Here is a 10,003-nt window from a genome sequence, read left to right on the forward strand (position 1 = left end):
TCACGCCATTCCGACGCTCCCACGCCGATCGGATCGGCCAAAAGCCGACCGCCGGCTATCGGGGAGGAAAGCAGCCCCTCCGCAGTCGCCCAAAACTAGACATTGACGCCACGGATGGCGAACTCATGATAGGTCAATGCATCGGACTCCACTATCTCCACCATATTTTATGATCGGTATTATCGCTGTCTTCATCGTGGTACCCATGTATTGGTGGGTGTTTCCACCACGCCTACCAATCGGGGCTGCCGATGGCACTTACGTCAATTCGTGTTGCGAGCCGATCAAACTTCAAAATGGACAGATGAGTTTCGGCCATAGTCAGACGATTAGCTACGTTGTCGAATACGACAAGGTCAGCCCATATGTTCTGCCGAGCGCCTATGTGGGAATATCAGGCGGCAAGGCCGTCCAAATCGAAAGATCGATTAGCCCGTCTTTTTTGAGGCTTGCCGACACAAAGCGCCCTGAGGCCATTGAGCTTCCCAGCGATACCGCGATCTTCACCTTTAAACGGGTGAAGCGGAACGGCAGCTAACCACCACCTCAAGACGTTCCGGGGCTCCGCTTCCGATCAAATCTCCCAAAAGCCGACTGGCCGCTATCGGAAAGAAAAGCGGACGATCTGAAATCGCCCAATTCGCGCCGTCCAAGCGCCAAAACTCTTTCCTGATAGCGGACGTAGCACGAACCAGGTAAGTTCATTCAATGAGAGTGGGCAGCTTCATTCTTTTGGTGACAATGTTAGCATTGGCCGGCTGTGACGAGCAGCCTTCCCGTCGGACTTCAGCGATGGTGGTTGATATAGCGCATGGCCTCCGGCCCAAATGGGGACACGGACAAGGTGCAGATCACGGCACGGAGCTGGGATGGCCTAATGACCGAGAAAAGCGTTCCGCTCGCTATGTTGAAGTGCCGGGTCGGCGACACGGTTAAAGCCACAGAGCAAGGTCTCGCCCTGACGTTAGATGATCGGGCATGCGTCTGATGGCAGCTACCCGCCGATTCCGCCGCTAAGCAGACGGACCGTTCACCACCACCTAAAGCCGTTCCGACGCTCTAAGCCTGCGCGATCCGTCATAGCTGACTGACCGGCCGCTACGTTCGCCCACGTCGGGGGAGCGCCGCAATGCCAACCTCGTGCAGTTCTTGATCAGCCTGCCTTGAGCAGCACGACGTTTGATTCCACACCTGCACTCGCATCAGCCTCATACGGCGCCACCCACGCTCGGCTGGCGGTCGCGTGCCAATCGATGCTTAACATCACATCTGACTGCGCGTCTGCCCAAAGATCAGGCGGCAAGCGCGCCTCGCCGTTGGTCCAACGCCACGGTACTCCCTTTTGCATTTCGGGCGCGTAGAAACCGTCTGTCAGGCGAGGATCAGCCATGTCGATCACGTGATCGCAGTGCTTCTCATCCGCGACGTGAAAACGCCGGATAAACAAGCCAAGCAGACGCTCGTCGCCGCGAATGCCCCACAGCGCCGGAACGAACGTCTTAGACACAACCCGCACATCCTTAGCGCCCGCCTTGATGTGGAAAGTTGCCTTGCCGGCGGTGACTTCGCCATCGATGCGTTCACCATCTACAGTAAGATGCATGTCCATGTCAGCGCTGCTGGCCCATCCAAGTGAGCGGGCGCGATCCGCTAATCTTTCTCGTACGGCCACGACGATAGGACCGTCTTCGTAGAACGGACGACAGCGCTCGCCAGCGGTCAACGTACTAGGCGCCCCTGATTCGCCCGACCAATTGCTTTCGCCGTGATCGAGATAGCTCTCGGCTGTCAAGCCGCTAGCGACGAGCAATTCGTGATCGTCTAATCCGATGTGCCAGTAATTGACTTCTGCGACTTCAACCCGAGCGATAGTGGCGCCGTTCACGAGCTTCCCAACTGGGATCAAGACCTCGCCAACAACGTCGATGCAAACCGCATGACCCGGCGAAAGCCATACGTCACGCATCGGCACATTCTCGGCGAAGCTATTACGCAGCACTCGAACGGGAGACGCTTCGCTTCGGCCGCTGGCGGGGAGTTGGATACGCTGATGCCCGATCCATCTAACAGGCCGATCATCGCCCTTGCTGGTCCTAATTCGGTCTCCCAGTTCCAGCACTTCGACCGCGCGATAGCCGCGCTCGGTTAAGAGTAGAGTACCTTCAACAAAACAGCGAAACTGTGGCGGGATGTATGGATTGTCAGTGGACACTTCGATGATCTGACCTAACGAGGGCGGCGACCCGCCAGCCTGATCGCTTCCAGAATCACTGAGAACGAAAACCCCGCGGGGCGTTTGCTCATCCACGGATTCAAATACCAGATTATGACCGGTTTGATCGGTACCGACAATGTGGTAGGTATATTTGGAGATTGCGCCTGTCACGCTATCGACGTGGTCAACCACAAACGAATTAGGACCGCTAATGTGAGCAGTGCCAAACGGGCCAGACACTGCCTGAGGACCCACGGTGACTGTGGCATGGAAGACAGTGTCCGAGCCGCCTCCGGAGGCATATCTGGAGTCAAATGTCGCAGTGTAGATCGTATAGTCAGGCCCCTGATGGAGGTACACTCCGTCAAACGCATCAACGTCAGTTCCGAGGGACATGGCGGTACTCCTCCGGTTGAGGCCGGACAAGGAGGGAAGCAGTATCAAAGACACAGCCTGACTTGGCGGTTTGAGTCAAGCGCCTTGCCTGGGCGCAGCGCAGCATCGCGTACGGCACTCACGCCGGACGGAGCCCCGACTCGTCCGAGCTCGGCCAAACTCAAGGGAAGCGGAAGAAGCAAGGAGCTTATGCCGCGCTTCGCGTGAGGCGCTATGCTTCGCAGGTCAGTGCGATGTAACTACGACTTACAGACGGCCGCTGCCATCTTTCTTGAACGGCCTCCAGCACGGCTACGCCCGTGCTGAAAACTTCATCCGACGGAGGCAGGCTTTGCATCAGAGAACCGCCTTAGATGGTAAACTGGGCTGCATCTCAGCTTCAGATTAGGGCTGCCTCCGCACGATCAATGCCATTGGCCGACCTTCCGCAATCCACCACCTTCAGACGTTCGCGAGCACGAAACAGCAGGGGTAACGCGGGGGTAAGACCACCTCCAGAAGGCATCACGCTACGGGGAAATGTTTGGGATACGTTACAGCGCGGCGGATGGCATCTCCGCCACGTGGCGATGTTTGGTAAGATCAGATGGCCGGGTCGGCTCCCACAAAAGAGCGGCTAGTCCCAAAGCGCCCAATTGTCGCCGTTCAGGCGTCCTCGCGATGGTTTTTTAAGCAGACGCCGCTGAATCGGCTAAGCAACATCCGTTACAAAAATATCCTAGTAAGCAATCCGCTCTTTGCACATTTCTGCAAAACGATCAGCTGATTCATTCCAGCCACGCTCAAGGCCAAGAGCAAGGTTTCTCTGATAATCTTCTTCGGAAAAGTGCCTAATCGTAGAAACCAATGTTGCGCATTCATTCGGCAGGCGCCTCGGATCGTCTTTAGGTGTATTGCGTATACTCCAAGAACAAACCATTGATGGTCTACCCGGTCTGCAAGCAAAATCGACGGCATCAGTCATATAAAAATACCACCCACGGCGAATACGCATGATAACGCCGCTCTGAGTTACAGTACCATTAATTGATATAATTCGGAACTGTTCCCCCGCACGCCAATCAATGATAAATTGAGCCTTTGGAGTTGGAAAGGGATGCCACCACCATTCGGCAATCCTGTTGATTAGCACGCGATAAGCGACATGACGTTTTCGGGGGACGAGCCGCTCGACCCGTAACTCCCAATGATTTTCTGCTGAAGGAACCGCTGCGGCCACTGTCATCATATTTTCCGAAAAGCTCGCTACTCGAAACGGTCCCGTGATCTAGGACGAATAGGTGAATGACCGCTTTCCACCAAAACACGACATTCCCATGTCGCAAAAGGTGGGACTTACGAGGCGCTCGAAACTTAGGACATCAGCGACGTACCTACTCGCAGACCCACGGTGCGTTCGCCAGCTCACGGGCAAGGTAGTCGATGAGAACCTGAACACGGAGCGGCCGTAAGGGACTAGGCGGCATGACGAGGTGAAGCCCCAACGGCGTCACGGCCCATTCCGGCATCGCGACTGCCAGCTTGCCGTCGCGCAATTTGCGCCAGATCAGGAACTCGGGCTGAATTGCGAGACCTGCCCGGCGACAAGCGCCGGGTTCAGCAGATCGGCATTGTCTGTCCACACCCGCACCGACGGTTCGACCGCCTCTTCCCCAAATGTGGAGTGTGTGAAGCGCCACATCCTGGAGGCGCCACCCGTATAAGCCAGCGCGCGATGCCGGCTCAGTTCCGCTGGATGAGTGGGCATGCCGTGGCGCCCGAGATAGTCGGGCGAGCCCACTAGCAACAGCCGAACTGTGCAGAGCCGGCGCGAGAGGAGTGATGAGTCGTTCAGGCTGGCAATCCTGAGCGCCAGATCGAACCCTTCCGCCACGAGGTCGACCTTGCGGTCGCTCAGCGCGAAATCGACGGTGATCTCGGGATAGGCTTGAAGGAACGCCGGCAGCGTCGCGCCGAGATAGGCGATGCCGAACGACAGGGGAGCGCTGATCCGTACGCGGCCGCGGGGCACATTGGATTGTTCGCCGGCTTCATCCTCAACCGCCACGCCCTCGCTGAGGATGCGGCTTGCGCGCTCCAACGTGGCTTGTCCGGCATCAGTCAGCGCAATGCGTCGCGAGTTACGCGCGATGAGGGTTAGGCCGAGGCGCGCCTCTAGTCGCCCGATCGCCTTCGAAACGGTGGGATCGGACATGCCCATCTCGCGTGCCGCCCGCGAGAAAGAGCCGTGTTCGGCAACCTTGGCGAAGATCGCCCAGGCTTCGAGATCAGGAAGACGCTTCACCATTTCCGGCAAGGATGAGATGCCAACCTTGCCGTTTCGTCAAGTCCAATCGTGGCGCATCTTCAGGTCATCGGAGCAGCAACGCTCCCCCAGGAGACCGAACCATGATCGACCGTCGTCCCTTCAGCAGCCTCGGTGGCGCCAACCATGGCTGGCTCGACGCCAAGCATCACTTCTCGTTTGCGAGCTACTATGACCCGGCCCGGATGGGCTGGGGTGACATCCGCGTCTGGAACGATGACACCATCGCCCCCGGCACCGGCTTCCCCCCGCATCCGCATAACGACATGGAGATCATCACCTACGTCCGTGAGGGTGCGATCACCCACCAGGACTCGCTCGGCAACACCGGCCGCACAGAGGCCGGGGACGTGCAGGTGATGAGCGCGGGCTCCGGGGTCCGCCACTCGGAGTATAACAAGGAGCCGGGTATCACTCGCATCTTCCAGATCTGGATCGAGCCCAAGACGCGTGGCGAGGCTCCGTCGTGGGGTGCCAAGCCCTTCCCCAAGGGCGAGCGCTCAGGGCAGTTCGTGACGCTGGCCAGCGGCTTCGCCAACGATGACGACGCGCTGCCGATCCGCACCGACGCCCGGATCGTCGCTGCCACGCTGAAGGCGGGCGAGACCGCCGAGTACCCGCTCGGCGCCGATCGCCACGGTTACCTCGTCCCCGCTATTGGCACAATCGAGGTCAACGGCGCCCGGCTAGAGGCCCGCGACGGTGCCGCCATCGCCGAGGAGGCCGTTCTCCGCGTCACCGCGATCGAGGATGCCGAAATCGTTCTCGTCGACGCCGCCTGATCCACCCTTTCGTACCGCGTACCCCTCGTAACTCCAAGGAGACCTGCCATGCCGTTCATCACCACCGCCGACGCGACCGAAATCTTTTACAAGGACTGGGGCAACAAGGACGCGCCCGTCGTCATGTTCCATCATGGTTGGCCGCTCAGCTCGGACGACTGGGATGCCCAGATGATGTTCTTCGTCCAGAAGGGTTACCGGGTGATCGCCCATGATCGCCGCGGCCATGGTCGCTCTACCCAGTCTGCTGGCGGCCACGACATGGACACCTATGTCGCCGACGTCATCGCGCTGACCGACGCGCTCGACCTGCACGACGCAGTCCACGTCGGGCACTCGACCGGCGGTGGCGAGGTGGCCCGCTACGTCGCGCGTGCCAAGCCTGGCCGAGTAAAGAGGGTGGCGCTGGTGAGCGCGGTCGCGCCGATCATGGTCAGGACCGACAGCAACCCGGACGGCGTGCCAATGGACGTGTTCGACATGGTGCGCGAGCAGACCGCCACCAACCGCTCCCAATTCTACTACGACTTCACCCTCCCTTTCTTCGGCTACAACCGCGAGGGTGCTGAGGTGAAGGAAGCGGTGCGGCTCAACTGGTGGCGGCAGGGCATGATGGGCTCGGCGCTCGCTCATACGCTGGGCATCAAAGCCTTTTCCGAGACTGATTTTACGGATGACCTCAAAGCGATCGCCGTGCCGACGCTGGTGCTGCACGGCGAGGATGACCAAGTCGTGCCGTTCGCCACCACTGGCAAGATGTCAGCGGAGATCGTGAAGGGTGCCAAGCTCATCTCCTATCCCGGCTTCCCCCACGGCATGCCGGCCACCAATGCCGATCGGATCAACGCTGACCTGCTGGCCTTTATCGAAGGCTGAATCACGACGAAGCACGGGGCGGTTGCCCGCCCCGTGCTTTCGCACGACAGTCTGACATCAACCTTCTTCGTTATGGATTGCCCGCCTATCTGGTCTCATGCAGCTCCATGGATCAGCTTTAGAGAACCTTGAGAATGCCATTGCAAGCGCCCGCAGGCTGCGTGGTCACCCGGTTTACAAGTATACCATCACCTATTGGTCGGACTTGGTACAGGAGGCTCGACGGGCGCGGCAGGAGCCTTCCTGCGCGCAATTGGACGCGATTGGCGTTGCCATCGCCAAACTGGAGAGTGAGCTGGCTGAGCGGTAGCAGCAACCCTTCAAGCCACATGAACGGTCGACCGGAGTTGGGAAGTCAAAAACACGTCGCGAACGACCGGGATTGGGTCTGCGCGGTCGCAGACTTCCCAATGCCATGCGTCAGATGCATGGCGTTGCGCGGCTGTCGACTTCCGAGTCGTCATCGGCAGAGAAGCGCTTAGCAGCATCACTCGCGATGAATGTCTGGCTGGCGCATACAGACACCTGCGGTACAAGCGCGTGAGTTAACGAGGAGCGTGCGCGATGAAGGTCATTGTTCGGGTGCTTGCCACCCTGATCTGGATCGTCATGCCCTCAGTCAGCTGGGCCGAGGACCAGTTCAAGGTACTGGTGATCGCAACGCCCAGCAAATACCACTATGAATATATCCCCATCGCACGGGAGAGCCTTGAGCGCCTAGCTAGGCTTCACTCGTTCGGGATAACCTGGACGAGCGATCCTGCGGCGTTCGACGGCGACCTACATCAGTATGCAGCGGTTCTGTTTCTGAATTCGCCGGCGGAGCAGTTGAGTGAGGCGCAACGCAGTCACTTCGAGCAATATATGCGCTCCGGTGGCAACGCCATGGTGGTGCACCGGGCCGCGATCGTGCCACCGAACTCATGGCCTTGGTTTGAGAAGCTGGTCGGCCGCTCTTTCATCAATCATCCGATGATCCAGACCGCGGTAGTCACCGTCGCGGACAAAGGGTTTCCCGCTGCGTTTGGCTTGCCCGATCGATGGCTTTGGAGCGACGAGTTCTACGTCACCGCCAATCCATATCACGTCACGATCGCTCCTGTCTTGAAAGTCGACGAGGCCAGCTACGATCCGACCAAGATCTGGCCCGGCCAAGTCGGTAAGCGGATGGGCGGGGATCACCCGGAAGCATGGTTCCAGCGTTACGAGAAAGGGCGCGTGTTTGTCACTTTGCTCGGGCACAACGTCGAGATGTACCGGGACGAACGATATTTACAGCACCTGCTGGGCGGGATCTATTGGACCGCCACTGGACTTGGCCAACAGCATTGATTGACTCGGCAGTACGTTGTTCAAGCGTATCAGACGTGTGCTCTGAAATGATTGGGCGGCCTATCTAAACGACTGGTTCCGGAGAATCTAAGAGTAAGCTTAGACGGCGATCTCTTAGTCACAGAAGTCCAAAGCGCGACGCCAACATCACCGCGCACCCGCGCAGGACGGAGTTTGCTTGCGCGACCCTGCACACAGCAGCTTTAGCAAGCAGCCGCGGATAAGGTCGGCGGGTTGTAAATGCCGACGAAAACTCGGCGTCAAGTTTAGGTGAGGGGACGAGGGGACCGGTCATAAAGGCGCCGTTCCAAGCCCCGTTTGTGTACATCAGATTGGAAACGAAGCGGCCGAGAAGGCGTGCGAATAGAAGATCTTTTTCTTCAATCGCTGTTGTCGCAACATGTTGCCGCAACATCAGGATGTTTTCCCACGAGATTGCGGCCCCTGCTACGGTAACGATCGAATGGGCAAGATCCCGTTCAGCATCTGAAATGCCGGCGAAATCTAGCTGACCACCTTCGGCGTCTAACACGGAATACCGCCCGTGTTCGTCAAGGTCTAGAACTGCGGTTCCGACACCTTCATTGTAGGTCAGGAACGCATACCGGCCCTTCTTGGTCATGTCCGGCAAACGTGTGCCATGTACCAAGGTTACGCCTTGCAACGAGGCCCGCAGTGCCCAAGCCTGCGCAGCCACCTCGTTTATGATCACCGGTGCTCGCGCAAACAGAGAGGTCAATCCATCATACGAGATCACCCATCGTGATCGTTCGATGATCATCGAAGGACCGCTGGCAACTCCCGCTATAGCGATTGCAGGCTGCAGATCTGCTAGCTGGTGCCCGCTGTCCCGAGAAAACCAAAGCAGCACATCAGTGAAGGTCGGTATGGTAGTTTCGTATCGATGTAGCCTCCCAATCTGAGGAGATGCGCTTGGCTTTGAATGGGCAAGGATGATTTCGCCTTTGCGCGAGCAATCGATCAGCGGCCAGTCCCGTGCACCTGTATCGATGTGCCCTCCTCCGGCGGCTACGGTTCATCTGAACATGTCCGCCGTCCTTTTAGTTGATAGGACCAGCTTAGCCGCACCTAAACTTCTCTACAACTTTCCCGTTGCCGAGCTCCCCAGATTTGACAGTAATCCGCTGTTGAATACGCCGAACCGGAAGACGGAATGCTGAAGAATAACATGAACGGACGTCCGATATTTGGCGGAGGTTGAAGACAGCTAAATGGCCAAATGTGGGTCTTCGCGTTTGGGTACCGATCACCCAGCCGTTTTGAGGGAAAGTGACTTGCTCTCATACTCGAGCTGAACGGGGCTAACGCTTGCCGCCGCGACGCATCGGCATCGCGTCAATCACTTCTTCAAGCGTGGCGGCAGAGATGGGTCGTGTTCCGCGTAGCTTGCTGCCACCATCCTTACCGATCAGGGTAACCGCAAAACCGGCGATTGGTAATCTGTAGCGCTGCCGGAGCGTAGCCGCCGGATCGCTTGCTCCCACTACGTCGTGCCCTATGACTTCGACGATCTTAATATCGCGCTCTTCCGCGCCCGCCCCCCATCGAGCGATGATGCTACGTTGTTCGTTGAGCGAGGGATTGTTTGCATCAGGCGCGCTGACCAGCAGCACACGCTTTTCCCACTTCATCGAAGAGAGGCTTGCGGGGCTTGCGGCCATCAGCGACATGGTCATGAGCAGCTTCAACGTGATCATTCATAAAGAACGCGTGGCGTTGCTCGACGTTGCGTCCGGGCATGATTGCGCGAGGATCAACAATCTCCCGAAGCGAGCGGGATCGCGTTAGGCGGTAAGTGAATAAAGCATCATCATCGCCTTTCGCGTTTAGCTCAGGTGAATGGTTGCCTGCTTTACCGAAGCTGTCACGCTGTCGCGGATGGCCTTATTTGGGTCTAGCCTGCCGAGGCGAAACCGACTGCATCATGACTAGGTAGAAGGCGCTTCCGTGTCGGAGGGCGCCGTCCATGATGGTGCGAGTGACGACCGCATGCCGCTATATGTCCACATGCAACCTTTCCGTCGCGCGGTGGAGGCGTCGTCTGCTTCCGTCCAGAGGGCAGCAGGGTGCTCAGGG

Annotated in this window: 9 protein-coding genes; 4 read left to right on the forward strand and 5 right to left on the reverse strand. The window is 58.3% G+C overall.

All coding sequences use genetic code 11. The annotated features are described in order from the left end of the window. Window positions 1-169 precede the first annotated feature (169 nt). The gene (locus tag OXR00_RS12675) at window positions 170-538 is read left to right on the forward strand and encodes a hypothetical protein (protein WP_242154784.1); all 369 of its coding nucleotides are present in this window, start codon (window positions 170-172) and stop codon (window positions 536-538) included. Between the two features lie 615 nt (window positions 539-1,153). Here OXR00_RS12675 and OXR00_RS12680 read toward each other — a convergent pair. The 3 genes from OXR00_RS12680 to OXR00_RS12690 form a co-directional block, all read right to left on the reverse strand. Next, the gene (locus OXR00_RS12680; RefSeq protein ID WP_267388558.1) at window positions 1,154-2,611 is read right to left on the reverse strand and encodes a Hint domain-containing protein; all 1,458 of its coding nucleotides are present in this window, start codon (window positions 2,609-2,611) and stop codon (window positions 1,154-1,156) included. A gap of 718 nt (window positions 2,612-3,329) precedes the next feature. Continuing rightward, window positions 3,330-3,836 (reverse strand): hypothetical protein, encoded by a 507-nt coding sequence (locus OXR00_RS12685; protein ID WP_267388559.1) that lies wholly within the window; start codon window positions 3,834-3,836, stop codon window positions 3,330-3,332. A gap of 321 nt (window positions 3,837-4,157) precedes the next feature. Continuing rightward, a complete protein-coding gene (locus OXR00_RS12690) occupies window positions 4,158-4,895 on the reverse strand; it encodes a LysR family transcriptional regulator (RefSeq protein WP_346732003.1) in 738 nt (245 codons plus the stop codon). 104 nt (window positions 4,896-4,999) lie between these two features. Between OXR00_RS12690 and OXR00_RS12695 the strand changes: the two genes are divergently transcribed. From OXR00_RS12695 to OXR00_RS12705, 3 genes are all read left to right on the forward strand, one after another. After that, a complete protein-coding gene (locus tag OXR00_RS12695; protein ID WP_267388560.1) occupies window positions 5,000-5,698 on the forward strand; it encodes a pirin family protein in 699 nt (232 codons plus the stop codon). Window positions 5,699-5,746: 48 nt separating this feature from the next. After that, window positions 5,747-6,574 (forward strand): alpha/beta hydrolase, encoded by an 828-nt coding sequence (locus OXR00_RS12700; protein WP_267388561.1) that lies wholly within the window; start codon window positions 5,747-5,749, stop codon window positions 6,572-6,574. 564 nt (window positions 6,575-7,138) lie between these two features. Continuing rightward, complete coding sequence (locus OXR00_RS12705; protein WP_267388562.1) at window positions 7,139-7,906, forward strand: ThuA domain-containing protein; 768 nt, start codon at window positions 7,139-7,141, stop codon at window positions 7,904-7,906. Between the two features lie 118 nt (window positions 7,907-8,024). Here OXR00_RS12705 and OXR00_RS12710 read toward each other — a convergent pair whose 3' ends face one another. Together OXR00_RS12710 and OXR00_RS12715 are read right to left on the reverse strand one after the other, a co-directional pair. Further along, the gene (locus OXR00_RS12710; protein WP_346732005.1) at window positions 8,025-8,918 is read right to left on the reverse strand and encodes a glucokinase; all 894 of its coding nucleotides are present in this window, start codon (window positions 8,916-8,918) and stop codon (window positions 8,025-8,027) included. Window positions 8,919-9,228: 310 nt separating this feature from the next. Continuing rightward, complete coding sequence (locus OXR00_RS12715; protein ID WP_267388563.1) at window positions 9,229-9,624, reverse strand: DUF4174 domain-containing protein; 396 nt, start codon at window positions 9,622-9,624, stop codon at window positions 9,229-9,231. Window positions 9,625-10,003 lie beyond the last annotated feature (379 nt).

Origin of the sequence: Sphingomonas sp. GC_Shp_3 (assembly GCF_026540945.1) — a bacterium.
In the GTDB taxonomy this organism is placed as follows: Bacteria; Pseudomonadota; Alphaproteobacteria; order Sphingomonadales; family Sphingomonadaceae; genus Sphingomonas.